The following is a 26,069-nucleotide window of genomic DNA, read 5'->3' on the forward strand; positions in this document are numbered from 1 at the left end:
CCATCTATCTACCCTACCGGTGGCGCAGCCAACGATGCATGTTCGACTTTGTTGGTTTACGATGATTCCTGGCTGTCCACGCGGGATCGCCAGGAGGGTCGAACGATGAACACACCGCGCGGTGTACGCCGGACCGACACCACACTGTCCGACGGACGCCAGCTGATCTACTACGACCCCGCCGACGCGCCGGAGCGGGTTCCGCTCGAGGACACCCGCGGACTGGCGGCTCCGCAGCCGCAGGTGGAGCTCCGGACCGATCCGCTCACCGGTGACGTCATCACCTACGCCACCCATCGCAACACCCGGACCTACCTGCCGCCGGCCGATGAGTGTCCGCTGGACGCGAGCAAGCCCGGCCACCCGACCGAGATCCCGGACCACGACTACAACGTCGCCGTCTTCGAGAACCGGTTCCCCTCCTTCGCCGGCCCGGGCCGGACCGAGGTGGTCTGCTTCACCAGCGACCACAACCAGTCCTTCACCGACCTCTCCCAGGGCCAGGCCCGCCTGGTCGTCGACACCTGGGCCGACCGGACCGCCGAGCTCGGCGCCCGCGACGACGTCGAGCTGGTGTTCCCGTTCGAGAACCGCGGCCGTGAGATCGGTGTGACGCTCAGCCACCCGCACGGTCAGATCTACGCGTACCCGTTCATCCCGCCGCGGATGCAGAACCTGCTGGAGCAGGCCCGCAAGCACCAGGAAGTTGCCGGCAGCAACCTGTTCGCCGACGTCCTGGCCGCCGAGCGGAAGGAAGGCACCCGCGTCATCGCGGAGAACGGCAACTGGACCGCGTTCGTGCCCGAGGCCGCCCGCTGGCCGGTCGAGGTCCACCTCTACCCGCACCGCCAGGTCTTCGGCATCGACGAACTGTCGGTCGGCGAGCGCGACGACTTCGCCGAGCTGTACCTCGACGTCCTCAACCGTTTCGACGGCCTGTACGACGACCCGCTGCCCTACATCGCCGCCTGGCACCAGGCACCGACCCGGCTCGACCGCGAGCTCGGCTACCTTCACCTGGAGCTGTTGTCGATCCGCCGGGCCAAGGACAAGATCAAATATCTGGCCGGCTCGGAGTCCGGGATGGGCGCGTTCATCAGCGACACCAGGCCCGAGGACGTGGCCGAGACCCTGCGGAAGGTTCGCCCGTGAGCTTCAACGACGTGTTCGGTACGGCGCCCGACGGCAGCTGGCGTGCTCCCGGCCGGGTGAACCTGATCGGCGAGCACACCGACTACAACGACGGCCTGGTCCTGCCGATCGCCCTGCCGAACCAGATCGTCGTCACCGCGGCCGCGCGCGACGACGGTCGGATCGCGGTCGCGTCCACCGGGCACGAGGGAGTCACCGAGTTCGCCATCGACGAGCTCTCACCACGATCCGTCGGCGACTGGGCGGCGTACCCGGCCGGTGCGGCCTGGATCCTGCGGGAGTCCGGCTACGCGACCGGCGGCGCCAACCTGCTGATCGACTCGGACCTGCCGTCCGGCGCGGGGCTCTCGTCGTCCGCGGCGCTGCTCTGCGCGACCTTGACCGCGCTACTCGGCCTGCACGCCATCGACGTGGACCCGGCTGAGGTCGCGCGGCTCGCGCAGAAGGCCGAGAACCAGTACGTCGGCGCACCGGTCGGACTCATGGACCAGACGGCCTCGATGTGTTGTACCGAAGGCCATGCGCTGTTCTTCGACATCCGCGCGATGTCCACCGAGCAGATCCCGTTCGACCCGGCCGCCGACGAGCTCGCGCTGCTCGTCGTCGATGTGAAGGCTCCGCACCGCCATGCCGGCGGTGAGTACGCGGCTCGACGCAAGAGCTGCGAGCAGGCCGCGGCCGAGCTCGGCGTACCGGCTCTGCGGTCGATCGCGTACGACGACCTCGACGAGGCGCTCGCCCGGTTGTCCGATGATGTCGAACGGCGTCGCGTACGGCACGTGGTCACCGAGATTCGCCGGGTCGAGGAAGCGGTCGCGTTGATGCATGCCGGTCGGCTGCGCGACGTCGGACCGCTCTTCACGGCGTCACACGTGTCGCTGCGGGACGACTTCGAGGTCACGGTGCCCGAGCTGGACGTCGCGGTCGGCAGCGCTCTCGAGGCGGGTGCGCTCGGCGCGCGGATGACCGGCGGTGGCTTCGGCGGCTGCATCATCGCGCTGGTCGAGGCGGACGCGTCCGAGTCCGTGCTCGCCGCCATCGAGAAGGCCTTTGCGGAGCACGGTTTCAACGCTCCGAGCTCGCTCGCGGCCACGCCGTCGGCCGGCGCCTCCCGCCTGAGCTGATCCGTCAGGAGGCGATCACTAGCTCGCAACCCGTGTCGCGCATGGCCTTGCGAGCAGGATTGGCCAGGCCGTTGTCGGTCACGATGACGTCGAGGTCGGCCCAGGTGGCGAACGTGCTCAGGCCGACAGTCCCCCACTTGGTGTGGTCCGCGACCACGATGACCTCACGGCTCGCGGCGATGAAGGACCGGTTGGTCTCGGCCTCCATCAGGTTCGGCGTGCTGAGGCCGTGCTCGGCGTCGACGCCATGCGCGCCGAGGAACAGCAGATCCAGATGCAGCGACGCCAGCGCGGCCGTCGCGATCGGCCCGACCAACGCGTCCGACGGCGTCCGGATCCCGCCGATCAGCACCACGGTGCGATCCGAGCGGCCGTTGCCGTGGAACACGTCCGCGATGCGAGCCGAATTCGTCACGACCGTCAGGTTCTCGACGCGCAAGAGTTGACGAGCCAGTGCGTACGTCGTCGTCCCGGCGCCGATCCCGATCGCACTGTCGGGCTGGACCCGGCCCGCGGCCTCGGCCGCGATCGCCTGCTTGGCCGCGGACTCCTGCGTGAGCTTGGCATCGAACCCGGGCTCGTGCGCACTCCGCAGCCCGACCGAGGTCGCACCGCCGTGCACCTTGTGCAGCAGGCCACTGGAGTCCAGCGCGTCCAGGTCCCGCCGGATCGTCATGTCCGAGACGCCGAAGCGGTCCACCAGCTCGGCCACCGTGATCGCGCCGCGACTGTTGACTTCGGCAACAATCGTGGCCTGCCGCTGGGCGGCGAGCTGGCCGCCACGGCCCCGCGGCGGCTCGACTCCGGCTGGGTTCACGCCCACAGCCTAGTCTCGAAACCGAGAACTGTCAGTGAAATCGTGTTGCCCGACCCGTCGCACCACGTCACGCTGAAGCATGCGATTCCCCGAAGACGTGCCCGTCCGGACCGATGGCGTCGTGACCCTGCGTGCACACACGGATGCCGATATCGACGGCGCCTACGCGATGTGCCAGGACCCGGAGATGCAGCGATGGACCACGATCCCGGTCCCCTACCTGCGCGAGCACGCGGTGAACTTCCTCACCCAGATCATCCCGAACGGCTGGCGTGACGGCGGGATCTGGGGCTTCGCGATCGAGTACGACGGCAAGTTCGCCGGCACCCTCGATCTGCACGACGGCCGGGGTCGCGGCGGTGAGCTCGGGTTCTCGCTCGCGCCGTGGGCGCGCGGTGCCGGGGTGATGACGCGGGCGGTCAAGCTGGTGCTGCGGTACGCCTTTGACGAGCTCGGGTGGGACCGGGTGATCTGGCGGGCGTTCGTCGGCAACTGGGCGTCGCGCCGGGTGGCCTGGAAATGCGGCTTCCGCGGGCTGGTCGTCGTACCGGGTGGTGGTACGGCGCGCGACGTACGGATGGACGAGTGGGTTGCCACGATCGGGCGGGACGACGAGCTCGAACCGCAGGGCAATTGGTGGCGAGTGTCGGAGCTGGAAGGTGGCGGGCTCCGGTTGCGTGCGTGGCTGCCGACCGATGCGCCACGGATTCAGGAGGCGTGCGGTGACGAGCGGACCCAGTACTGGTTGTCCGGGCTGCCGTCGCCGTACCAGCTCAGTGATGCGGAAGGATTCATCCACACCCGGCTGGACAACCTGGCCAGCGGCGAAGGCGTGTCGTGGGCCATCGCTGATGCCGCCTCGAATCAGTTGCTCGGGTGCGTGAGTGTCTTCGGTATGAACGGCCGGATGGACAAGACGGTCGGCGAGATCGGGTACTGGCTGCACCCGGATGCGCGCGGTCGCAAGGTGATGTCGACCGCAGTAGGCATGGTGATCGAGCATGCCTTCACCCCGATCGCCGACGGCGGGCTCGGGCGTCGACGGCTGAAGTTGTTGGCTGCCGACGGCAACACCGCGTCGGCGCATGTTGCCGAGGTCAACGGCTTCACCCGGGTCGGATTCGAACGCGAGGCGTTCCGCCGCCGCGACGGGGTCTACGACAACGACCTCGTCTTCGACCTGCTCAGCACCGATCCCCGGCCCTGAACCTCGGCTTTCTTCACTCCGGTCAGCAAACTCTCCGGGAGGGGTTGTTTCCAGGCGTGGCGTGGGGTATTGGTGACCGGCTGAAAGCGAGGGGATACGGCCAGTTTGTGTCAGCCGACACAAGTTCCCCTCGCCGTGACGGGGTCTGACTGCTTGAATCAACTGGTGAGAGATCGTGAGGAGCTCGTCCGCCGTTGGCAGGCCGGGTGGTCAGTCTCGCGGGGCTGGACCACAGTCGAGGACGACAACGACGGCATTCTGACCGTTCGTGCGGGCGAGGAGAACCGCGCGACGGAGTACGTCGTACTGGACGCCGACGACAAACCGGAACGGGTCGAGCGCGCCGCCGAGCTGGCGTCGGCCGGAGGTGGCGGACGCGGGGCGGGCTGGATCACCCTGGCCACCGACGACAAGGAAGCCAGGATCGAGCAACTGGAGGACCTCGGCCTCGAGGTCCAGCAGGACCAGGACTGGCTGATGACGATCCAGCTGTCGGAGCAACCTGCCCTGAAACTGAACGAGCGCTATGCCCTGCACACCGAGCTCGAGGACGACCTGATCATCACCCGTGCGACGCTGCACGGCGGGGTGGTGTCGAGCGGCCGGATGGCCGTGGTCGGCGAGGACGCCGTAGCCGATCGGATCGAGACCGATCCGGCACATCGGCGACGCGGCCTCGGCAGCGCGGTGATGGCATCGCTGGTCGAGACGGCCGCGGCCCAGGGCGCCAAGCGCGGCATCCTGATCGCCTCGATCGACGGCCTCCGGCTGTACCGCAGCCTGGGCTGGAAGGTGGTCGCAGACATCGTCATCGCCCGGTCTAGGTAGTGACTGCAGCCGTTTGAAACGGGTGGGATAGTCAAAGGTTTGTGAAGTGCGGCCTGCGCGGGGAGTCACTCGTGGGTGACCTGGGCAAGGCTGCACACCATGACGAACCACAAGCGGACGCCGGACACCGATGAAGGTCCGCGTAACGGCCCGGGCAACGGCATTGCCGGTCCCGCGATCGCTTCGCTGTCGGCCCTGGTCCTGCTGGCCGGCATCGGGTGGTTCGTGCTGCACGACACCAGCAGCCGCAACGTCGGTCAGGAGAGTCCGGCGACCTCGGTCGCCCCGGTGACCGACGACGCGACGGTCGCTGACGACGCGACCCCGACACCGATCCGTCCGACGAGTCCGTCGTACACACCGCGTCGTACGACGGCGACCCCGAGCGTCACGCCGGCCAAGACAACGCGGCCGACGCCGACCCGGTCGACCACCGCACCCAGTCGCGAGGGCACCCGGACTCCCCGGCCGTCGACGAAGCCGACGCCGACGCGCACGACCAGCCCGACATCGAAGCCGTCGACGACGAAGCCGCCCAGCGGGTCGGGAACTGCCGAGGCCCAGGTGCTTGCCTTGACCAACCAAGAGCGGGCCAAGGCCGGCTGTGGACCGCTGCGTACCAACACCGCGCTGACGAGGGCCGCGGACGCGCACGCGTCCGACATGGTTGCCAAGCACTACTTCGCGCACGACAGTCTGGACGGCCGCAGCCCGTTCGACCGGATGAAGGCGGCCGGGTTCAGCGGCGGGTCGATGGCCGAGAACATTGCCGTCGGCTACTCGACCGCGGCCGCGGTGGTGAAGGGCTGGATGAACAGCCCGGGTCACCGCCAGAACATCCTCAACTGCGGCTACTCGATGATCGGCATCGGTTACGACTCGGGTCAGGTGAAGCCCGAGTGGGGTAACGGAAGCTGGGTGCAGGACTTCGGCGGCTGACCGGTTCCTGCCATCGAGAACGGCGTACTTTCTCCTGAAAATCTTCGGGTTTCGGGCCGAACCTTCAGGTTTCGTTAAGGGGCGTACCAGACCTGTAACAGTGACCTTGCCCATCGGTTAAGGTCGCTCTTCGGTGACCAGGGGGGACCTGGCAACAATCACGGGGAACGACGCAGCACTCGGTACGACGAAAAACGAAGAGGACTCGCCCATCCCATGACGGATTCGCCAACCCCCCGGCGGCACCGCGGCAGTCGACGAGCTCCCCGGCGGAGCCGTGGCCTGATCGGTCCGATCGCCAGCGCGTTGTCCGTGCTGCTCGCCGTCGGCCCGGTCGTCTGGCTGATGTCGCACGACAAGTCGACGACCGACGATGCCGCCAAGATCCTGAACGTCTCCGAGGACACCCGCGACGGCGGTTCTCAGGTCGAGGGCACCACCGCCGGCCCGAGCGTCACCGTGACCAAGACCCTGCCGAACGGGCAGACCACCACGGCCGTCGTCGGCCTGTCGGCCCTCGGGTCGGCCGAGTCCGCCGCTCCGTCGTCAACGGGTACGCCGGCCACACCGGCCACTGGCGCCACCCCGACCGGTTCACCGACAAGCATCCTGACCACGCCGACGGCTCCGACCGTCGGCGTGACGACCGTGACGGTGGCGCCGAGCGCGCCGCGGACCACGACCGGCACCAAGCCCGGTCAGCCGAAGCCGCGCCCGTCGCAGACCAAGCCGACCACTACGCAGCCGACCACGACGCAGCCGACTCCGAGCGATACGCCGCAGCCGCCGGCGGGTGGTGGCGGTACGAGTTCGCAGGAGCGCGAGGTCCTCGAGTACACCAACCAGTACCGCGAGCAGGCCGGTTGCGGACCGCTGCGGCTGGACAGTGCGCTGGTCGAGGCCGCGGGCAAGCATGCGTCGGACATGGTTCGCCGGCACTACATGGACCACACCAATCCGGACGGCCAGGATCCTGGCGACCGGATGCGGGCGGCCGGCTACAACGGCTCGAGGTGGGGCGAGAACATCGCGGCCGGTTACAGCACCGCCCAGAAGGTCATGAATGCCTGGATGCAGAGCGACGGCCACCGGCAGAACATCCTGAACTGCAAGTACACGTCGATCGGCATCGGGTACGACTCGGGCCGAGTCAAGTCAGACATGGGTCCAGGCAGCTGGGTCCAGGACTTCGGTCGCAGCTGAGCCGAGCCGATCGTGGTGTGGGGGTCGCTTGTCATTGTGCCGAACACACCGACTGTGGCCGAGACGTTGTCTCACCGCCACAACGTCCGGCCGGTTCCTGGCCGGTCACTGCGGGTAGATCCGTCCTTGTCATGCTGTCGGGCCCTCCTGGAGGGCTCCGGTGAGACGTTTGATGAGGCACGTCTTGGGGGCGAGACAGTGAAGGGAACAACGAAATAATGTCCGACTCCGGCAGTAGCCGGTCCAAGGGCCGCAGGAAGGCGACGCGCGCCGCCACGCGCTCGTCCCGCTCCGGCAACCGGTCCACACCGCCCGCCGACACCACTCCACCCGCTCCACCGGAACCACCCCGCTACGCACCCCGCGGCAACGAGGAGCCCTGGGCGAACACGCAGTCCACCCCGGCGGCCAACGAGTCGCCGTTCTGGGCCAACGCGCAGTCACGCCCGGCCACACCGCAGTACGCGCCGCGTCCGAGCATTCCGAGCTACACCACGCCGGACCCGAACTCCGACCTGGCCGCACGGTCGAAGCCCGGCGGCGGTCCGTCCTGGGTCTCCCAGTCCATCGCCGGCACCGAACCCGAGCCGACACCCGCGCCCGCGCCGCGCCGCCTGACCGCCCGCCGAGCCGCGGCCCGATCCAAAAACTCCAACACCGATCCGGCCGAGACGCGCGCATCCCGCCGTACGCCGGAAACCTCCACGGACAGCTGGCCCGCAGAACCCCAGCCCGCCGCCACAGACAACTGGCCGTCCCGCCTCGGGGCATCCGCCACGGAGCGCTGGCCGTCACGCCCGGCAGAACCGCCGACGGACAACCGAATCTCACGCCCCACCGAACAACAGCCCGCCGGCGAAACGGCCGGCTCATGGTCCGCCCGCCAAGCCGCCACCCCGGAAGCACGCGCCGCGAGCCTCGGACAGGTCGCCAACGACTGGGCCTCCCTCGGCCCCGCACCCGAAACAAGCGCCGTACCCGCCAGCACCAGTCACCCGGGAACGGATCACGCGGGCACCGCACGGGCTGGTACCGATCGTGCTGGCGCTGCACGCGCTGGCAGCGCGAGCGCTGCGGTCGCGGGCGCTGGGGTTGCAGGTGGTGGGGTTGCAGCTGGCTCGGTGGCAGCTGCCGGTGCGCCTACCTCAGTTTCGGGGAGCACGAGCACGTTTGCTGCGGTCGACTCGGCTGCGGGAGTCGGCACGGCCGGCGCTGCAGGATCAAGCGCGGCGGGCACCGAAGGACTCGGTGGACTCCGGACCAGCGGCACCGGTGGATCCGGCGCCGGCGGGCGCGGTGGTTCCGGCGCGCGTGGTGGGTCTGGTGGCAGCGGGCGTGGGCCGTCGGGGCCTGGGCGGGGTGGGTCGCGGTCGGCGGCTCGGAGTGCGGCGGCTGGGAAGGCGGTACGGTCCCGGCGGGTATTGATCGCGATCGCGTCGGTGATCATCGTGATCACCCCGATCTCGTGGATCCTGCTGCACCAGCCGCAGAACGATCCGGCCGACGCATCGGTCCCGATCGTCACTCGCACCGACGACACGTACATCACCCCCAGCGCCAAGTCGGTCGTCGCAACCCCGACCCCGCACCCGAGCACCACGGCCCCAACCACAACCCCAACGACCACCCCCACCGGGACGCCGACGGATTCGGCCACCCCGACCACCGTCCCAACCACCACAGGCCCGACGGACGCCCCAACCACCGCCCCCACCCGCGGCCGCCTGACCGAAGCCCCCACCACCCAACCAACCGACCCAGGCAGCACCACCCCACCAGACCAACCAACCCCCACCGCCCCGACCCCAACCAGCACCCGCACCACCAACAACCCACCACCCCCGCCGGTGCAGGACGGGGATATGGACAGCGACGAGATCCAGCTCTTCAACCTGATCGACAACGCTCGGGTCAACAACGGCTGCAGACGACTGGAGCAAGATCCGAACCTCACCCGCGGCGCGGAGTCGGAGGCCGGCGACCGGGCAAACTCGGGTTCGGTGAACAGCAGCGGATCGTCGAAGTCGACCGCCGGTGGTAACAGCTGGTCCGCTCAGCAGGCCTACGACCAGATCATGGCTCAGAGCAGGAGCACGGTCCTGAACTGCGGCTTGACGACGCTCGGAGTCGGCCGCGACACGCACCAGTACTGCACCGCAGTCGACCTGCTCGGGATCTGCCTGGGGTCCAAGCCGACCCGGGTCGCCTGGGTGGCTGACTTCTCATGATGTTCTGGGGACTTTCGCTGGGGGTTGGTGCGACCATGGGGTGACGTGGTCGCACAACCGTCGGAGGCTGGATGTTCGGGGAACGTGAGGAACTGGATCCGGCCCGGCCCGCGCACTTCGGGATTCCGCCCGACGCGCTGGCGGACGAACGGCCCGATCCCCGCCCGGAGGAGGCCAAGCGGATGGGTCTGAGCCGGCACACCGAGGAGGGCGCAGTGCTCTACTTCGCGTCGTCCCTCGACCGCGGCAACTCCCGGCACCGGATGATCGCCTGGATCCTCCTGATCACCTTCGCCGCGCCCGCCCTCTACATGCTCCTACTGCTGCTGTAGAACGGCCCCGAACTCCTGCCGGTGCCGCTGCGGCGTCGTACCCAGCACGGCGTGGAAGTGATGCCGCAACGCCGCACTGCTTCCGAACCCGCTCTCCCCCGCCACCCGCTCCACCGGGTGATCTGTCGTTTCGAGCAACAATCGCGCCCGGTCCAACCGCTGCCGCAACAACCACGCCTGCCCCGAGCTCCCGGTCCGCGCGCGGAACTGCCGGGTGAACGTACGACGGGACAGTGCGACCGCGGCCGCCCATTCGTCCAGGGACACGGGCTGGTCGAGCCGTGCCCGCGCCCACACCATCGCCTTCTCGATCACGTCATCGCTGGGATCGGGCGGCACCGGGACCGGGATGTACTGCGCCTGCGAACCACTCCGATGCGGCGCAACCACGATGTCCCGCGCCACTTCCTCCGCGTACTCCACCCCGTGCTGAGTCCGGACCACGTGCAAACAGCAGTCCAGCGACGACGCCGTACCCGCTGAGGTGATGACGTCGCCCAGATCGGACCACAGCACGTCCGCCCGGACCGTGAGCTCTGGATGACGCGCCTGCAGCCGCTCGGCCCAGCGCCAATGCGTCACCACCTCGCGCCCGTCAGCGATCCCGCTCGCCGCGACGAGGAACGCGCCGATGCACAACCCGACCACGATCGCGCCGCGCGCGGACGCCTTCCGGATCGCATCGAGCAGTACGTCGGAAGGCTCGCGGGCCGGATCCCAGCTGGGCAGGACGACCATGTCGGCCCGGTCCATCGCCTCGAGCCCGTGCTCGACCGTGACCCCGAACCCCGCGTTGGTCCGCAACGCCCCCGGCTCCTCGGCACAGACGAGTACGTCGTACCGCCTGAGTGCCTCCCGGCGATCGCCGAACACCAGGCAGGGCACGGACAGGTGGAACGGGCTCATCCCGTCGAACGCGAGTACGGCGACTGTGCGCATGGGTCCAGTATGGCCCGATCTTCAGCAAGCATGGCTCCCGGGCCAATGGTGGAACGGCTCACTCGGCCCGAGGATTGCTGACATGAAGATCACGCACATCGGTGGCCCGACCACCGTCATCGACCTTGGTGGACTCAGGTTCCTGACCGATCCGGCGTTCGACGAGCCGCAGGATTACCAACTGCCGGGCCGGGTGATGACCAAGCTCGTCGGCCCGGCGATCCCGGCGACCGAGCTCGGCCCGGTCGACGTCGTTCTGCTCTCGCACGACGAGCACAAGGACAACCTCGACAACGCCGGCCGGGCCTTGCTGCCGGCGATACCGAACGTTCTGTCGACGCCCGGTGCGGCCGGCCGGATTCCAGGTGTTCGTGGTGTGGCGAACTGGGAGTCTGTCGAGCTCGCCCGGCCGGACGGCGGTGTCATCACGGTGACCGGCGTACCAGCGTTGCATGGTCCCGAGGGTGCCGAGGCCGTCCTGGGTGTGGTGACCGGATTCGTGCTGCAGGGCGAGGGGTTGCCGACCGTCTACGTCTCGGGTGACAACGCGTCGGTCGACCTGGTCAAGGAGATCGCCGACCGCTTCGGTCCGGTCGATGTGGCAGTCCTGTTCGCGGGCGGCGCCCGGACTGGCATCTTCGACGGAGCCACACTCACGCTGACCTCGGCGGCCGCGGTCGAGGCCGCCCACCTGCTCGCACCGGCGATCGTCGTCCCGGTTCACACCGAGGGCTGGGCGCACTTCACCGAAGGGCCGGAAACGATCGTCGAGGCCTTCCGCGAGGCCGGGCTCACCGACCGCCTGAGGGTCCTCGATCACGGTGTCGCCACGACAGTTGGTTGAGCCCTTGACGAGCACGGAGCGTGACGGCTAGCGTGCGGGTCGCCGGGGGGAAACCGGCAGCCATGATCGTCGGGCCGGGGGGAATTCGGCCCACTGCCGAAGGGGAATCCTTTGTTCGTACGACGCTTTCGCCTGCTCGTCTCCGGGGTCGCCGCCGTCGCGCTGATCGTCGCCGCGGCGGTGGTCTCACCACTGTCCGCATCCGCGGCGATCACCGTGGTGCTGAGCGGGATTCAGTACGACCCGCCGGGGTCCGACGTTCGCACCAACGCCCAACTGAACCAGGAGTTCTTCACGATCCGGAACATCAGCACGCGCCCGATCAACCTCTCCGGCTTCCGCGTACTGGACGCCGCCAACCACCTCTTCGTCTTCCCGCGCGGCTACGTGCTCACGGGCCGGACGACGGCGATCATCCGGACCGGCAAGAACCGGAACCGCGCGCAAACGCTGTACTGGAACCAGACCTGGTACATCTGGAACAACGACGGCGACACGGCTCGCTTCCAGACTCCGGCCGGCAAGACCTTCGACACCTGCAGCTACAAGGCTGTCACCGGACGGGCTCGCGTCGCGTGCTAGTGCACCGGGGGGCACTAGTTCATCGCGTGTGAGCTCCAGAACGCGCCCAGGTCGGTCATGGTGGCGGCCTGGGCAGCGTTCTTGAAGTCAGCCGGCGTGGAAACGCCGTACCAGTGGGCTTTCGCGTACGACGCCAGCAGTTTGGCCATCGCGGGTGAGCCGAGCACGCGCTCCAGGTCGTGCAGCATGCAAGCGCCGTAGGTGTAGACGTACGGCCCGTACGACGACTGGTGCGCGCCGAAGTAGCCCATGTCCGAAGTGATTGCCCCAGGCAATCGTCCCGGCCAGCAGTTCGGCTGCTGATCGCCGTCCTGCAGCTGGGTCGAGTAGGTCGCGAACGCCTCGTCCAGCCAGGGATCGGCGTACTCGTTGTTGCCCACGATCCCGTACCACCACTGATGCGCGACCTCGTGCGCCACCGGACTCTCCGGCGAGATCAGCAACACGAACCCCGGATACTCCATCCCGCTGAACGACGTCCATCGATCGTTCAGGACCAGGTCGAGCTCGCCGTACGGATAGGCACCGAAGCGCTTGCCGAAGTCATCGATTTCCTTCATCGCCTCGGCCCGCGACGCGGCGGCCGCGGCGGCGGTGACCGTCGGCGTCGCCCAGGTACGCACCGTGACACCACCCGGAGACTTCGCCGTCGTCGTCTGGAACGGCCCGGCCGCCCAGGCGAAATCCCTGACCTGCTTGGCGATCGTGAGTCCATCCTTCGTCACACCGGTCGACGGAACGGCGATCCCGCTCGGATGCGTCAACCGTACGGCGAAGTCGGCGGCGACGGTGTAATAGCTCTCCCCGATCCCGACATCCGGGTCGAGGTGCCAGCCCTTGTCATCGCGGACTGCGAGCACCGGCAGCGCGTTGCCGAAGAAGCTGAATGCGCCCGATCGGCCGAAGTGATCCTGCCGGTCCGGCGCAGTCATCGTGACGTCGACGGTGATCGACGTACGCTGCCCCGGCTCGAGGACCTTCGGCAACACGACCTTCGCCACTGTGCAATCAGCCGTCGTCACCGCACCGACGACCTTCACGGCACCGCAGGCGCGCGCATTTCCCCACAACCGCAGGTAAATCTCCGGTAGTGGATCGGACGAGGTGTTGGTGAAGGCAACCGTCTCCCGCCCGGACCAGGTCGCGCCGTCGGCGCTGCCCGTCAGTTCGACCTGGTACGACGGGATCCCCGGCGCGCGCGGGACCTCGGCGGTTGCCGGGGCTGCCTGAGCAGTTGCCTGAGCGGTTGCCGCGAACAACGAGACTGATGCCAGTAGCAACGATATGACCCGGAGCACGGGTCAGGACGTTACCGACCGTCCTGGGCCGGGTCCGTCCCGGCCGGGATCCATTCGTGTACCAAGATCTCATCGCCGACGGAGATGGTGCCCTCGGCAAGCACCGCGGCCTTGATGCCGAAGCTGACACCGCCGCCATAGGTGGGCTCACGCCGGTACGATGCCAACGTCCGGGTCGGCTCCGGACCACACTTCGCACCGGTCGCCTGGTCGACGGTCGGGACCGCGCACCGGATCCCACGGGCCGAGTATCCGATCTCGACCGAGCCCGCCGACATCCGCAGGACCCGGTCCTCGGTGTGCGGCTCGGGCCAGCCCGTGATGACGAGGTTCGGACGGAAGCGGTTCATCGGGATGGGCTCGCCGCCACCCTCGACCATCCGCGCGTTCAGCCCGTCGAGCGACGAGAACGACGTGATCATCAGCGCGTGCGCGTCACCGAATCCGGTCAGCCCGCGATGCACACCCCACCCCGGCCGGTCATGCTCCGGAGTCACCCGCACCAGCCCCGCCGGCTTGCCGAGTCGCTCGGTCAACCAGGCATCCGCGGCGGGATCCTGCACAACGCCCTGCCCGAACCAGTTGCCGAACAGGCTGACGTCCCGGCGCTTCCCGTCGTACCGGATGTCGACCTCGAGATCCGGCGCGTCCGGCCCGCTCAACCGCAGCACGTCACCGGCAAGCTCCGCCCGCAACGACGCCATCGCGGGCAGGCTGCGCTGACTCAGGAACGACCCATCGGGCTCGACCAGCATGAAATTCCGGTCGTCCCGCAGCCCGGTCGGACCAACCTGCGCGGTCTCGACGGGGATCCCGGTCAGGCCTTTCACCGGGTAGTACTTCAGAGCGGCAACCCTCGCGACGGACATTGCTCGATCATACCGGCACCCGTCTCTTGATTTGTTTGATCGTGTTGGATTATGTTTGATCGCGAGGAGGCTGACATGGATGTCGCTGGGTTCGCCGCCGCGTTGCAGCGGGTTCGGTGCCAGGCCGGGGTGACCTATCGGGAGCTCGCGGATCGGGCGCATTACTCGCATGCGCATCTGGTGCGGGCGACGAGTGGGAGGCAGTTGCCGACCTGGGAGGTCGCGACGGCGTTCCTGGCGGGTTGCGGCGTACCAGCTGAGCTTCTTCCGGTTTGGCGGCGGCACTGGGAGGCTGCCAGCCGGGATTCGCGCGATGTGGTTGGGCTGTTGCGGGTGGCCGATTCGCTGGAGGAGTTGGGGATCGCGCTGTCGGCGCTCGCGCGGCCGCACTCGTTGCGCACGCTCGAGCAGCTGACCGGGATCCCGAGGACCACGATCCAGGCGTGGTTCCAGGGGACCCGGCTGGCCGGGCGGGATCGGCTCGATCAGCTGGTGCACGCGGTCGGTGGGACGGCCGGTGAGCGGACGGCGGCCGCGGCGGCGTTGGACCGGCTCAGCTCCGGAAGATCGCGGGCGGCGCCTGCGGCGTGACGAACCCTTCGGCGTCGGTGAGCGGTGCCGCCTTACCAGCCAGGTCGCCCAACGGCATCACGTCGTACGGCGGTTGAGCCTTGCGCCCGGCCGCGGTGAGGTCGGGGACGGGCTGGGGTGAGGCGACCACGATGACGTTCCCGAAGCCTTTGCCGCGCAGGATCCGTCGCTCGGCGAGAAGGACACCGTCGCCGATCGCGTCGCGTACGGTCGCCGTCGTACGACGGATGAACGGCAGGCCGGCGGATCCGTCGATCAGGTTCGCGACCAGCACGCCGGTGGGGCGGAGGACCCGGGCGCACTCGGCGAAGAACTCGGCGGTGACGAGGTTGGCCGGGACCGCCTCGTGCTCGAACGCATCCAGGATGACGAGGTCGAGGGAGTCGTCGTACACGTCGGCGATGCCGGCGCGGCCCGTGACCGGGCGGACCTTGATGCCGGAGCGCTTCGGCACCGGGAGTGTCTCGCGGACGAAGTCGGTCAGGTCCTCGTCGGGTTCGAGGACGATCTGCCGGGAGCGGGGACGGGTCGCGGCGACGTACCTGGGCAGGCTCAGCGCCGCGCCGCCGACGTGCAGCACCGCGATCGGCTGACGCCGGGGCGCGACCGCGTCCACGACGTCGCCGATGCGGCGCATGTACTCGAACGACAGATGGGTGGGGTCGGCAAGGTCGACCTGGGACTGCAGCGACCCGTCGACCCGCAGCACGAACGTGCCATCGGCAACAGCCTCGACACTCGCCAGCCCCGAACCAACCCTGCGCTCCACCCACCCATCTTTACAGCTACCTACTGTCGCGCTTTACAGCTACTTACCCTCGCGCTCCTCGGCGACGGCAACATCCGTGTTGTCCGTGAACAACCCGTCGATCCCGGTCTTGCGGAAGGCGGCGATCTCGCCGAACAGGTTGCCGGAGTCGGTCGCGACGGCGTCGCTGTCGAAGTCGGCCGGGAGGAAGGTGTTCTCGACCCGGAACGTGTACGGGTGGACGACCAGGCCGGCGCGGTGTGCGTCGGCGACCAGGCTGGTCGGCGTGCCGAGCTTGCCGGCCGCGTCGAGCGGGATGATCTGGTCCTTCGACGGGCCGAGGCCGTCGGCGTACTTCGCGACCTCACGCAGACCGGCCGCGCTGCAGATGTCGGCGTACGTGCGCTTGTCCCCGGCGGCGACGAAGTCGTACGGCGCACCCACCGAGCTGGTCAGCTGGACCAGCGGGACCCGCAGCTGCTTGGACAGCGCCTTCAGGTTGCCGACCTCGAAGGACTGCACGAAGACCTTGGCGTCCGGACGGTTCAGGCCGTTGCGGTTCAGGGTCTTGATCAGCTCCGGCTCGAGCGGCAGGCCCTGCTGACGGAAGAAGGTCGGGTGCTTGGTCTCCGGGTAGATCCCGATCGGCCGGCCGAGCTCCTTGGACAGCCGGCGGGTCAGGTCGATGACTTCCTGGAACGTCGGGATCTGGTACCGCCCGTCGAAGACCGTGTTGTGCTGCCGAATCGCCGGGATCCGCTCCTTGGCGCGTAGCGTCTTCAGCTCGGCCAGCGTGAAGTCCTCGGTGAACCAACCCGTGGTCGCGACCCCGTCCAGCAGCTTGGTGGTCTTGCGGTTGGCGAACTCCGGGTGGCTCGCGACATCCGTCGTACCGCCGATCTCCGGCTCGTGCCGGGTCACCAGCACGTGGTCCTTGGTGGTGACCAGGTCGGGCTCGATGTAGTCGGCGCCCATCCGCGCGGCCAGCTCGTACGACGCCAACGTGTGCTCGGGCCGGTAGCCGGAGGCACCCCGGTGCCCGATGATCACGAAGTCGTCGCGGTGCTTGTCGGCCTGGACCGTTTGCGCCGCGGCACCGGTGGACGGAGCCGAGTTCGGGACCGCCTGGGGGACCAGGACGGCGGCCGCCACGGCCAGCGCCGAGGCCGCGACCGGGACGAACCGGCGGGGCAACACCGTTCGCTTCATGTGTTTCTCCTTACAGATCAGGGACTGAGCGCCACACTTGGGCACCTCAGCGGCCCGCCGACGTACGCCGGATGGCTGTCCGGTGAACGATCCGCCCCTCGCCCAGGTGACTTTGCGCACCCGCGGAGCTCCGAGCGGTGCAGTGATGTGAGGAAGAAGGTGCGGCCCCAGGGTTGGGTTGGGGTGGGGAGGTTGCTAGCGTCCGAACCACACAAAGACTGATGGGAGCGATGTGTCGTGAGCACTACACCGGTGAAGGTGGCCGTAACCGGGGCCGCTGGAAATATCGGCTACAGCCTGCTGTTCCGGATCGCGAGCGGTGCGCTGCTCGGGCCGGACACCCCGGTGGAGTTGCGCCTGCTGGAGATCACGCCGGCCCTGAAGGCGCTCGAGGGCGTCGTGATGGAGCTCGAGGACAGCGCGTTCCCGACGCTGGCCGGGATCGAGATCGGCGATGACGCCAACACCATCTTCGACGGCGCGAACGTGGCCCTGCTGGTCGGCGCCCGCCCGCGGACCAAGGGGATGGAGCGCGGTGACCTGCTCGAGGCCAACGGCGCGATCTTCACCGTCCAGGGCAAGGCGCTGAACGACCACGCCGCCGACGACATCCGGATCACCGTGACCGGCAACCCGGCCAACACGAACGCGCTGATCACCAAGAGCAACGCGCCGGACATCCCGACCGAGCGCTTCTCCGCGCTGACCCGCCTGGACCACAACCGGGCGATGGCGCAGATCGCGAAGAAGACCGGCGCCCCGGTGACCGAGATCAAGAAGCTGACGATCTGGGGCAACCACTCCTCGACGCAGTACCCGGACATCTTCCACGCCGAGGTCGCCGGCAAGAGCGCCGTCGAGGTCATCAACGACCAGGACTGGATCGAGAACGACTTCCTGCCGACCACGCAGAAGCGCGGCGCCGCGATCATCGAGGCCCGCGGTTCCTCCAGCGCCGCCTCGGCCGCCGCGGCCACGATCGACCACACCCGCGACTGGCTGCGCGGCACGGCCGACGGCGACTGGACCTCGATGGCCGTCGTCTCGGACGGCTCGTACGGCGTACCCGCCGGCCTGATCTCGTCCTTCCCGGTCACCACGAAGGACGGCAACTGGGAAATCGTCCAGGGCCTGGACATCAACGACTTCTCCCAGAACCGCATCAACGCCACCGTCGCCGAACTCAACGAAGAACGAGACGCCGTAGAATCCCTCAACCTCCTCGGCTGACAACCCAACACCCAAACACTTGGCGGTCCCAGGCAACGCCTGGGACCGCCAAGTCATTCAAAGACAAGAGCAAAGAACAAGGAAGATCCAAAGAAAAACAGAGTTGCTGGGCGCGTGGCGGGCTCGGTGCATAGGTGCGGGCGGCCTGTGGTTGGCGTGCCGGGAAGGCGATGACCGCGGTGCATGAGGGATCGGGGCTGTCGAAGACCAGTCGCTGAGTGAGCGGTCCTCCCCTTCCGGGTGCGGATGCCTTGCGTGCCCGCTGGGTGGTTCGAGTCGTGGATTGTGGCGTGGTGGGGTGTGTCTGGCCGACCACGATCCACACAGGGACTGGGTCCCTGGCTGGGGTCGGCGGCGGGAAGGAGGTTTGGGAGGATATCGCGCCTGATCAGGGAAGAGATCCTCCCCGAACCTGACTGTTCCGGGCCGACAGTGGTGGTTGAACCGACGATCGGCCGCACCCGACCGCCAGGCCATCACAATCGTCGTCCGGCAGGAGACTCAGGCCTGATACCCGCCGGGACCGTGGATTGTGATGGCCTGGAGCCCTGCTCACTCAGTGGCTGGTCCTCAGCGGCGCCGGCCCCTCGCATGCGGTGAGTCGCTGCACTCCTCACCCGAAGGCCACCGACTGGCCGCACCTACGCACCGAGCCCGCCAGGCACCCAGCCACTTTATCTTTCTGTCCCTGCTGTTTCTTTCCCTTGCTCTTCTTCTATGGGGTTCTGAATAACCCTCTTCTTTGAGGGTTCTGAATAACCCTCGGAGAGGAGCTGGGTGCCTGGCTGGTCTGGGCGGGCCGCCGCCCTCGCCAGGCACCCAGCTCTCTATTTTTCTGCTCGCCCGCTGCTTACTTCAGCGGATACGCACCGATCACGGTCAGGTCGGTGATGTTGCCGGCCGCGTCGACCACGTGAGACTTCAGTGAGATCGTCGGCGCGCCCTTCGGCGTTGCGAAGATCGCCTTGTAGGTGCCGTGGCCGGTCGGCGCGACTGCGGCCTTGTGCCAGGTCTTGCCGCCGTCGCCGGAGACCTGGATCTCCAGCTTCTTGATCCGTGGCGTCGTCCCCGCCGCGGCGTCGATCACCACCGGCAGGACCGTGACCGGCTTCCGCTCGGCCACGTTGTGCCTGTCCACCTTGGGTTGGTAGCGCACCCCGAGCATCGGCAGGTTGGTGTCCTGACTCGCCGCTGCCGACGAGAACGTCCAGCGCAGATCCGTCCTGGTGCTGAACGCCGAGTACGTCTGCCGCGTCTGCGACGATTCCAGCGTGTACGTCGCCTTCCCGGCCGGCAGCCCGTCCGTCACGATGAAGCCGAAGTACGGGGACTCGGCAACGACCTGCCCGTCCCGCTTCAACGTGCTGGACTCGGCGTCGGTCGCGGTGAACCCGCGATCACCGTCCGCGCCGGCGAGGTTGTAGCCCGACACGATCAGCTCGCCCGTCCCGGTCCGCACCGCAACATCCGGCGCGATCGTGAACGCCGCCGCGTTGGCCCGCTGCCGGTACGTCGCCCCGCCCCGGTATTCCTTGACCGGCGATGTGAGGAGGGTGACAACCTGCGGGAACGGGTCGTTCGGGTCGGTGCTCGGGATGATCTCCCGATTCTCGGTCTGCCAGGTGGCCGGCTTGGCGTCGGCGTACACGGTCGCGGCCAGCGGCGCCTTGCCGTAGTCGAGAACGATCGACCAACTGCCGTTCATCCCCGGGGCCGAACCCCACAGGATCCGTTCGATCTGCCGGTTGCTGGCGGCGTTGATCGACTGCCGCAGCACGGCCTGGTCCTTGGTCTTGACCGCCCGGATGAATCCGGTCGGGAACACACCCGGGAAGCTGTTCACCTGGCCGGTGATGTACGGCGAGTTGTCGAAGGTGCCGTCCGCACCACGCTTCGCCCATTGCGAGGTGACGTGACCGGTCAGCTGGTCCGGCGGCAACGCCGCGCCGATCATCGCGGTGTAGACGCCGGCGAAGTTCTCCAAGAGCGTCCCGGAGCTCAGCCCGTAGCTGCCATCAGCAGCCCGTCGGTCGAAGCCGAGGTCGACGAGCGCGGTCTCCGCGTCGGCCTGCGGCACGGTGACCTTGACGGGCTTGGCGGTCCGAGCATCGAAGACGATCGTGGCGTCCTTCGTCAGCTGGATCGACGGGTGCACCACTTCATAGGTGCTGAAGGAACCGTCCGGCTGCTCGACGAACTGAGTGATGTCAGCCATGTACTCACCCTTCGGCAGGCGGTACGTCACGGTGTCCTGGCCGGTGCCGACGAACTGGGACTGAGTCCCGTCCAGCTTGTCCAGGAACCCGAAGATCGGCGTCGGCTTGCCGTCCGGTCCGATCGCGCTCAGCGTCAGGTTGTAGCTCTCGGCCTCCTTCACGACACCCACTACAGAGGTCACGGTGGTGTTGCCGCCGGTCGCGGTGACCCGGCCGGAGTAGCTGCCGTCCGGGCCGGCGTTGTTGGTGTTCGAGGTGGCCTGCACCGACGCCGTACCGCCCGCCGGGATCGTGACCGAGGTGGCGCTCAGCTGGAACGCACCCGCCGGCGCAGGTGCGCCGTCCGGGCCGGCGAGTGAACCGGTCAGGTTGAGCGTGACGGCGTGGTCGCCGAGGTTGCGGTAGGTCAGGGTCTTGGTGACCGGGGTGTCGTCGCCGTGCGGCCAGATCGCCGTACCGAACGACAGATTGCCGGGCTCGGCGAGCACGGTCTGCTTGATCCCCTTGGCCACGTCGATCCGGCCCGCGCCCTGCTGGAACGCGGTCTGACCGGCGGCCGGCTTCGCGGATCCCATCAGTGCGCTCTTGAGCTCCGCGGCCTTCCACTCGGGGTGCTCCTGCGCGAGGATCGCGGCCGCACCAGCGGTGTGCGGGGTGGCCATCGACGTACCGTCGAGACGCAGGTAGTACTGACCGACCGGCTCGCCGATGACCGAGTCCTTCGCCTTCGCCGCGACGATCGAGACGCCAGGCGCAGTGACGTCGGGCTTGACCGCGCCGTCGCCGACCCGCGGACCCTGGCTGGAGAAATCGGCCAGCTGGTCCTGTTTGTCGACCGCACCGACCGTCAGTGCGGCGTCAGCAGAACCCGGCGAGCCGACCGTGCCGGCACCAGGGCCTTCGTTGCCTGCGGCAATCACAAACAGGGTGCCGGTCTCGGCGGTGAGCCGGTTCACGGCCTCCTCGAGCGGGTCGACACCCGGGGTATCGGTACCGCCGACGCTCAGGTTGACGACCTTCGCCTTGACCTCCTTCGCGGCCCACTCGAACCCGGCCAGCAGCGACGAGTCCGAGCAGCTGCCGAAGTCGTCACAGACCTTGCCGTCGTAGAGCCTCGCGTCCGGCGCGACACCCTTGTACTTGCCGTTCGAGGCCGCCGCCGTACCGGCGATCGTCGACGCGACATGGGTGCCGTGACCGAAGTGGTCACCGTCAGGGGAATCGGTGAAGTTCTTCTCCGCACCGACCACCTGGGTCGCCAGGTCCGGGTGCGTCACGTCGATGCCGGTGTCGAGAACGGCGACCGGGATGCCCTTACCGGTGAAGCCTGCCTGCCACGCGGTCGGTGCACCGATCTGCGGGACCGATTGGTCCAGAGCAACCTTGTGCTTGCCGTCCAGCCAGACCTTGTCGATCCCGGCGGCGGACCGAGCGGCCGTCGTACTGGTGAGGAAGGTGGCGGCCTTGGTCTTGTCCACCTTCAAAGCCGCGCCGTTGATCGACGGGAACTGGCGCGCCACCGTCGCGCCCGGTGCCGCCGATCGCTTCTGGGCCTGACCGCCGTACGTGACGATCACGGGGATCGAGCCGGTCGACTTGTCGTCGTACCCGTCCTTGATCAGCTCGGTGACGTCGAACAGCCTGCGGTCGAGCGTGCCGTTCGCAACCTGCTGACGGACATCGGCCGGTACGACGTACAGGTGGCCCTTCACGCGGTGGGTACTGAACGCCAGGTGTTCGCGCCCGGCACCGGGCCGGACCGAGGCGCGCGTCGCGTCACCGCCGGACAAGATGATCCGGTCACCGGTGATGAGCGTGACGGTCTTGTCCGCGGCGTGCCGCTGCACTGCGGTCGCCGCAGACTCGGCCCCGACAAGTTGCGACTGCCCCGAATTCTGGGCCGCACTCTGGGCCGAAGCCTGGCCTGGGGCGGACAGCCCCAGCCCCAAGGCTGTGATCGAAGCGACGGCGGCTACGCCGAGGCGCCTCGACCGTGGTGTGGATATCACAATGAGTCCCTCCCGATCGGTTGTCCTCACAGCTCCTCACAAGGGGTCGACCGATCGCCTCACACAGCGCGGCCGCCCGACCACTCCTGGGTAAGAGTCCGCACCGGTCCGTACGGTTGCATCAACTGCCTGCCACGGCACGAACCTGCACGATTACTGCCCGTAAAGGCAGCAACCCCCTGCCCGTCCATGACGGGCAGGGGGTCACTTCAGCGGATCACCGCAGCGGGTACGCCCCGATGGTGGTCTCGTCGAAGACGTTCCCGTCACGATCGACCACGTGGGCCCGCAGCGAGATCGCCTTGGCGCCCTTCGGCGTCACGAAGATCGCCTTGTACGTGCCGTGCCCGGTCGGCGCGACCGCAGCGTCATGCCACGTCTTGCCGTCGTCACCGGACACCTTGACCGTCACGGTCCGCAGCTTCGGCACGGTCGCACCCTCCTGCGCCACCACAGTCACCGGCAGCGAGGTCACCGTCGTACGGTCGGCGATGTTGTGCTTGTCGACCTTCGGTTGATAGCGAACCCCGACGTACGGAAGGAGCGTCTCGTCCGCGGTCGCGGCCGAGGTGAACGTCCAGCTCAGATCCGTCCTGGTCGTGAACCCGGCGTACGACGGCCTGGTCTGTGACGTCTCCAAGGTGTACTTCGCCTTCCCGGCCGGCAGGCCGTCGACGTAGACCCCACCGAAGTAGTCGCCTTCGGCAATCACGGTGCCGTCGTGGAGCAGCTTGGCGGACTGGGTGTCCACCGCGGTGAACCCACGGTGTCCGTCGGCGTCCTGGAGCGAGTAGGTGTTGATCCCCAGTGCGTCGCCGGACCGCGCCGCATAGCCCGGCGCCGTGGTGAAGGCGGCCGCGTTGAACCGCTCGTCGTACTTCTTACCGGCCTTGTACGTCGCAGTACTGATCAGCTGGGTGATGTCGTCCGGGAACGGCCAATTCGGGTCCGTGCTCGGAACGATCTCGTTCAGCTTGTGCATCCAGCTCGCCGGCTCGGCATCCAGCAGCAGACGGGTGTTCGACGGCTGGGTGAAGTTCAGGTCGGCCGACCAACCGCCCGCGCCGTTCGGACCGCTGCCGAAGTGTGCCACCGAGACGATCCGGTCGCTGGCGGCGTTGATCTGCTGGTGCACGACGGCCAGTTCCTTGTCCCGCACGTTCCGGACGAATCCGGTCGGGAAGCGTCCGGCGAACTCGTTGATCTGGCCGTACAGGTACGGCGTGTTCGTGTACGTCCCGTCGGCACCGGCATCAGCCCACTGCGAGGCGACGTAGCCGGCCATCTGGTCTCCCGGCAGGGTCTCGTCGCCGATCTGACCCGAGTACGCTCCGGTGAAGTCTTGCAGCAGGACCGACGAGCTCAGGCCCACGCCATTCTCCTCGGGCGCTCGCTCGTATCCGAACACGGCCAGTGCCGGCGAGGCGCCGGCCTTGGGCACAGTCACCTTGATCGGCTTCGCGGTCCGGAAGTCCACGACCACCGTGGTGTCCTTGGTCAGCTTGATCGACGGCTGGACCAGGGTGTAGACGTCGAGCTGGTCCGGGTCGTCGGGGCGTTCGACGAACGCGCTGGCCTGCAGCAGGTACTTACCCACCGGCAGCCGATTCTCGACCGTCGGACCGCCCTCGATGAAGCCGAACCGATCGTTGTCGACTCCGCTCAGAATCCCTTCGAACGTACCCGGCTTGCCGTCCGGACCGATCACGTTCAGGGTCAGGTTGTAGCTCTCGCCCTCCTTGACCGTGCCGACCGCGGTGGTGACCTGGGTGTCGCCGGCGGTCGCGGTGACCCGGCCGGAGTAGGCGCCGTTCGGTCCGTCGTTCTTGGTGTTCGAGGTCGCCTGGACCGACGCCGTACCGCCCGCTGGGACGGTCACCGTCGAGGCGCTGAGCTGGAAGGCTCCGGCCGGCGCCGGGGTGCCGTCCGGGGCGTTGAAGGTGGCGGCCAGGTTGAGGGTCACCGACTGGTCGCCGAGGTTGCGGTAGGTCAGCGTCTTGGTGACCGGGGTGTCGTCGTCGTGCGGGTAGGACGCCGTACCGAAGGACAGGCTGGCCGGCTCGGCGAGCACGGTCTGCTTGATACCTCGGGTCAGGTCGATCCGGCCGGCTCCCTGCTGGAACGCGGTCTGGTTGGCGGCCGGCTTGGCCGACGTCATCAGGGCGCTCTTCAGGTCGGTCGCCGTCCAGGTCGGGTGTTCCTGCAGGAGCAGCGCCGCGGCGCCCGCGACGTGCGGGGTGGCCATCGACGTACCGTCGAGACGTAGGTACTGGTCGCCGACCGGTTCGCCGATGATCGAGTCCTTCGCCTTCGCCGCCACGATCGAGACACCCGGAGCGGTGACATCCGGCTTGACTGCGCCGTCGCCGACCCGCGGGCCTTGGCTGGAGAAGTCGGCCAGCTGGTCCTGCTTGTCGACCGCACCGACCGTCAGTGCGGCGTCAGCAGAACCCGGCGAGCCGACCGTGCCGGCGCCGGGACCATCGTTGCCTGCGGCAATCACAAACAGGGTGCCGGTCTCCGCGGTGAGCCGGTTGACGGCTTCCTCGAGCGGGTCGACGCCGGGGAGGTCGGTGCCGCCGACGCTCAGGTTGACGATCTTCGCCTTGACCTCGTTCGCGGCCCACTCGAAGCCCGCCAGGAGCGCCGAGTCCGAGCAACTGCCGAAGTCGTCGCACACCTTGCCGTCGTACAGCTTGGCGTCCGGTGCGACACCCTTGTACTTGCCGTTCGAGGCCGCGGCCGTGCCGGCGACGGTCGAGGCGACGTGGGTTCCGTGGCCGAAGTGGTCACCATCGGGGGAATCCGTGAAGTTCTTCTCCGCCCCGATCACCTGGGTGGCCAGGTCCGGGTGGGAGACGTCGATACCGGTGTCAAGGACAGCCACCGAGATGCCCTTACCGGTGTAGCCGGCCTGCCAGGCGACCGGACCGCCGATCTGCGGGACCGACTGGTCCAGCGCGACCTTGTGCTTGCCGTCGAGCCAGATCTTGTCGACCGCGGCGGCGGACCGAGCTGCCGTCGTACCGGTGAGGAAGGTGGCGGCCTTGGCCTTGTCCACCTTCAGAGCCGCGCCGTTGATCGACGGCAATTGGTGGGTGACCGTCGCGCCTGGAGCGGCCGCGCGCTTCTGGGCCTGACCGCCGTAGGTCACGATCACGGGGATCGACTTCGACGACTTGTCGTCGTACCCGTCCTTGATCAGCTCGGTCACGTCGAAGAGCCGGCGGTCCAGCTTGCCGCTCGCGATCTGCGGCTGGATGTCGGACGGTACGACGTACAGGTGGTCCTTGAGCCGGTACGAGTTGAAGGCTAGGTGCTTGCGGCCCGGTCCCGGCACCAGGGTGGCGCGGCCGCCGTCTCCGCCGCTCAGGATGACGCGGTCACCGGTGAGCAGCGTGACGCTCTGGTCGGCCTTCGCCGTCGCCGGCGCCTTGAGTGGACGAGGTTGAGGTTGCGTTGTCGCGTGGGCGGGGGCAGAAAACGCCAGGCCCAGGGCTGTGATCGAAGCAACGGCGGCTACGCCGATACGCCTCGACCGTGGTGTGGATACCACGATGAGTCCCTCCCGATCGGTTGTCCTCACACGAGGTCGACCGGGTCACTCACTGAACGAATCCGATCGACCACTCACCGGAAGATGTTTTGGCAGCACGCTTCGGTTGCCGCAACTTGCTGCCACGGCAGGTTCCTGCCGGGTCGCC

The 26,069-nt window shown here is 68.2% G+C and carries 22 protein-coding genes; 12 read left to right on the plus strand and 10 right to left on the minus strand.

Going from position 1 to position 26,069, the window contains the following annotated elements:
* The first annotated feature begins 105 nt into the window (after positions 1–105).
* Positions 106–1,152: a galactose-1-phosphate uridylyltransferase gene (galT, locus tag ACWF4Z_RS12270; protein WP_452243055.1), complete on the plus strand. Its 1,047-nt coding sequence runs from the start codon at positions 106–108 to the stop codon at positions 1,150–1,152.
* A complete protein-coding gene (gene galK / locus ACWF4Z_RS12275) occupies positions 1,149–2,276 on the plus strand; it encodes a galactokinase (RefSeq protein ID WP_452243056.1) in 1,128 nt (375 codons plus the stop codon). Before galT ends, galK begins: the two co-directional genes overlap by 4 nt.
* A gap of 4 nt (positions 2,277–2,280) precedes the next feature.
* Here galK and ACWF4Z_RS12280 read toward each other — a convergent pair whose 3' ends face one another.
* Positions 2,281–3,093 carry a DeoR/GlpR family DNA-binding transcription regulator gene (locus ACWF4Z_RS12280; RefSeq protein ID WP_452243057.1) on the minus strand — a complete coding sequence of 271 codons (813 nt, stop codon included), beginning with the start codon at positions 3,091–3,093 and terminating at the stop codon, positions 2,281–2,283.
* A gap of 79 nt (positions 3,094–3,172) precedes the next feature.
* Between ACWF4Z_RS12280 and ACWF4Z_RS12285 the strand changes: the two genes are divergently transcribed.
* The 4 genes from ACWF4Z_RS12285 to ACWF4Z_RS12300 all read left to right on the plus strand — a co-directional run bounded on the left by ACWF4Z_RS12285 (position 3,173) and on the right by ACWF4Z_RS12300 (position 7,270).
* The gene (locus ACWF4Z_RS12285) at positions 3,173–4,300 is read left to right on the plus strand and encodes a GNAT family N-acetyltransferase (protein WP_452243058.1); all 1,128 of its coding nucleotides are present in this window, start codon (positions 3,173–3,175) and stop codon (positions 4,298–4,300) included.
* 165 nt (positions 4,301–4,465) lie between these two features.
* The gene (locus ACWF4Z_RS12290) at positions 4,466–5,128 is read left to right on the plus strand and encodes a GNAT family N-acetyltransferase (protein ID WP_452243059.1); all 663 of its coding nucleotides are present in this window, start codon (positions 4,466–4,468) and stop codon (positions 5,126–5,128) included.
* Between the two features lie 99 nt (positions 5,129–5,227).
* Complete coding sequence (locus tag ACWF4Z_RS12295) at positions 5,228–6,067, plus strand: CAP domain-containing protein (protein WP_452243060.1); 840 nt, start codon at positions 5,228–5,230, stop codon at positions 6,065–6,067.
* Positions 6,068–6,283: 216 nt separating this feature from the next.
* Positions 6,284–7,270, plus strand: coding sequence for a CAP domain-containing protein (locus ACWF4Z_RS12300; protein WP_452243061.1), 987 nt, complete (start codon positions 6,284–6,286; stop codon positions 7,268–7,270).
* 352 nt (positions 7,271–7,622) lie between these two features.
* Here the strand turns inward: ACWF4Z_RS12300 and ACWF4Z_RS12305 are convergent, their stop codons facing one another.
* Positions 7,623–7,751, minus strand: a complete 129-nt coding sequence (locus ACWF4Z_RS12305; RefSeq protein ID WP_452243062.1) for a hypothetical protein — start codon at positions 7,749–7,751, stop codon at positions 7,623–7,625.
* Positions 7,752–7,757: 6 nt separating this feature from the next.
* Positions 7,758–8,108, minus strand: a complete 351-nt coding sequence (locus ACWF4Z_RS12310) for a hypothetical protein (protein ID WP_452243063.1) — start codon at positions 8,106–8,108, stop codon at positions 7,758–7,760.
* 583 nt (positions 8,109–8,691) lie between these two features.
* Here ACWF4Z_RS12310 and ACWF4Z_RS12315 point away from each other — a divergent pair.
* Both ACWF4Z_RS12315 and ACWF4Z_RS12320 read left to right on the plus strand, forming a co-directional pair.
* Complete coding sequence (locus ACWF4Z_RS12315; RefSeq protein ID WP_452243064.1) at positions 8,692–9,498, plus strand: hypothetical protein; 807 nt, start codon at positions 8,692–8,694, stop codon at positions 9,496–9,498.
* 71 nt (positions 9,499–9,569) lie between these two features.
* Positions 9,570–9,830 carry a hypothetical protein gene (locus ACWF4Z_RS12320; protein WP_452243065.1) on the plus strand — a complete coding sequence of 87 codons (261 nt, stop codon included), beginning with the start codon at positions 9,570–9,572 and terminating at the stop codon, positions 9,828–9,830.
* On the opposite strand, the gene ACWF4Z_RS12325 is transcribed toward ACWF4Z_RS12320, so the two are convergent.
* Positions 9,816–10,769, minus strand: a complete 954-nt coding sequence (locus ACWF4Z_RS12325) for a GlxA family transcriptional regulator (RefSeq protein ID WP_452243066.1) — start codon at positions 10,767–10,769, stop codon at positions 9,816–9,818. The genes ACWF4Z_RS12320 and ACWF4Z_RS12325 overlap by 15 nt on opposite strands.
* An 82-nt stretch (positions 10,770–10,851) precedes the next feature.
* Between ACWF4Z_RS12325 and ACWF4Z_RS12330 the strand changes: the two genes are divergently transcribed.
* Both ACWF4Z_RS12330 and ACWF4Z_RS12335 read left to right on the plus strand, forming a co-directional pair.
* Positions 10,852–11,613 carry an MBL fold metallo-hydrolase gene (locus ACWF4Z_RS12330; protein ID WP_452243067.1) on the plus strand — a complete coding sequence of 254 codons (762 nt, stop codon included), beginning with the start codon at positions 10,852–10,854 and terminating at the stop codon, positions 11,611–11,613.
* A 111-nt stretch (positions 11,614–11,724) separates the two neighbouring features.
* Complete coding sequence (locus tag ACWF4Z_RS12335) at positions 11,725–12,195, plus strand: lamin tail domain-containing protein (RefSeq protein ID WP_452243068.1); 471 nt, start codon at positions 11,725–11,727, stop codon at positions 12,193–12,195.
* Between the two features lie 14 nt (positions 12,196–12,209).
* On the opposite strand, the gene ACWF4Z_RS12340 is transcribed toward ACWF4Z_RS12335, so the two are convergent.
* Both ACWF4Z_RS12340 and ACWF4Z_RS12345 read right to left on the minus strand, forming a co-directional pair.
* Positions 12,210–13,493, minus strand: coding sequence for a M1 family metallopeptidase (locus tag ACWF4Z_RS12340; RefSeq protein WP_452243069.1), 1,284 nt, complete (start codon positions 13,491–13,493; stop codon positions 12,210–12,212).
* Positions 13,494–13,504: 11 nt separating this feature from the next.
* Positions 13,505–14,362 (minus strand): MOSC domain-containing protein, encoded by an 858-nt coding sequence (locus ACWF4Z_RS12345; RefSeq protein ID WP_452243070.1) that lies wholly within the window; start codon positions 14,360–14,362, stop codon positions 13,505–13,507.
* A 75-nt stretch (positions 14,363–14,437) separates the two neighbouring features.
* Here ACWF4Z_RS12345 and ACWF4Z_RS12350 point away from each other — a divergent pair, with 75 nt between their 5' ends.
* Positions 14,438–14,953, plus strand: coding sequence for a helix-turn-helix domain-containing protein (locus ACWF4Z_RS12350; RefSeq protein ID WP_452243071.1), 516 nt, complete (start codon positions 14,438–14,440; stop codon positions 14,951–14,953).
* Here ACWF4Z_RS12350 and ACWF4Z_RS12355 read toward each other — a convergent pair.
* Both ACWF4Z_RS12355 and ACWF4Z_RS12360 read right to left on the minus strand, forming a co-directional pair.
* Entirely contained in the window at positions 14,916–15,722 is an 807-nt protein-coding gene (locus tag ACWF4Z_RS12355) for a spermidine synthase (RefSeq protein WP_452243072.1), read from the minus strand. The two genes, ACWF4Z_RS12350 and ACWF4Z_RS12355, sit on opposite strands and share 38 nt — an antisense overlap.
* Before the next feature lie 39 nt (positions 15,723–15,761).
* A complete protein-coding gene (locus ACWF4Z_RS12360; protein WP_452243073.1) occupies positions 15,762–16,910 on the minus strand; it encodes a glycerophosphodiester phosphodiesterase in 1,149 nt (382 codons plus the stop codon).
* Positions 16,911–17,147: 237 nt separating this feature from the next.
* Here ACWF4Z_RS12360 and ACWF4Z_RS12365 point away from each other — a divergent pair, with 237 nt between their 5' ends.
* On the plus strand, positions 17,148–18,140 hold the full coding sequence (locus tag ACWF4Z_RS12365) for a malate dehydrogenase (RefSeq protein WP_452243074.1): 993 nt from the start codon (positions 17,148–17,150) through the stop codon (positions 18,138–18,140).
* An 850-nt stretch (positions 18,141–18,990) separates the two neighbouring features.
* On the opposite strand, the gene ACWF4Z_RS12370 is transcribed toward ACWF4Z_RS12365, so the two are convergent.
* Both ACWF4Z_RS12370 and ACWF4Z_RS12375 read right to left on the minus strand, forming a co-directional pair.
* A complete protein-coding gene (locus tag ACWF4Z_RS12370; protein ID WP_452243075.1) occupies positions 18,991–22,203 on the minus strand; it encodes a S8 family peptidase in 3,213 nt (1,070 codons plus the stop codon).
* 379 nt (positions 22,204–22,582) lie between these two features.
* Positions 22,583–25,921, minus strand: coding sequence for a S8 family serine peptidase (locus ACWF4Z_RS12375; RefSeq protein ID WP_452243076.1), 3,339 nt, complete (start codon positions 25,919–25,921; stop codon positions 22,583–22,585).
* Positions 25,922–26,069 lie beyond the last annotated feature (148 nt).

This window comes from Kribbella sp. NPDC055071, from assembly GCF_053608045.1.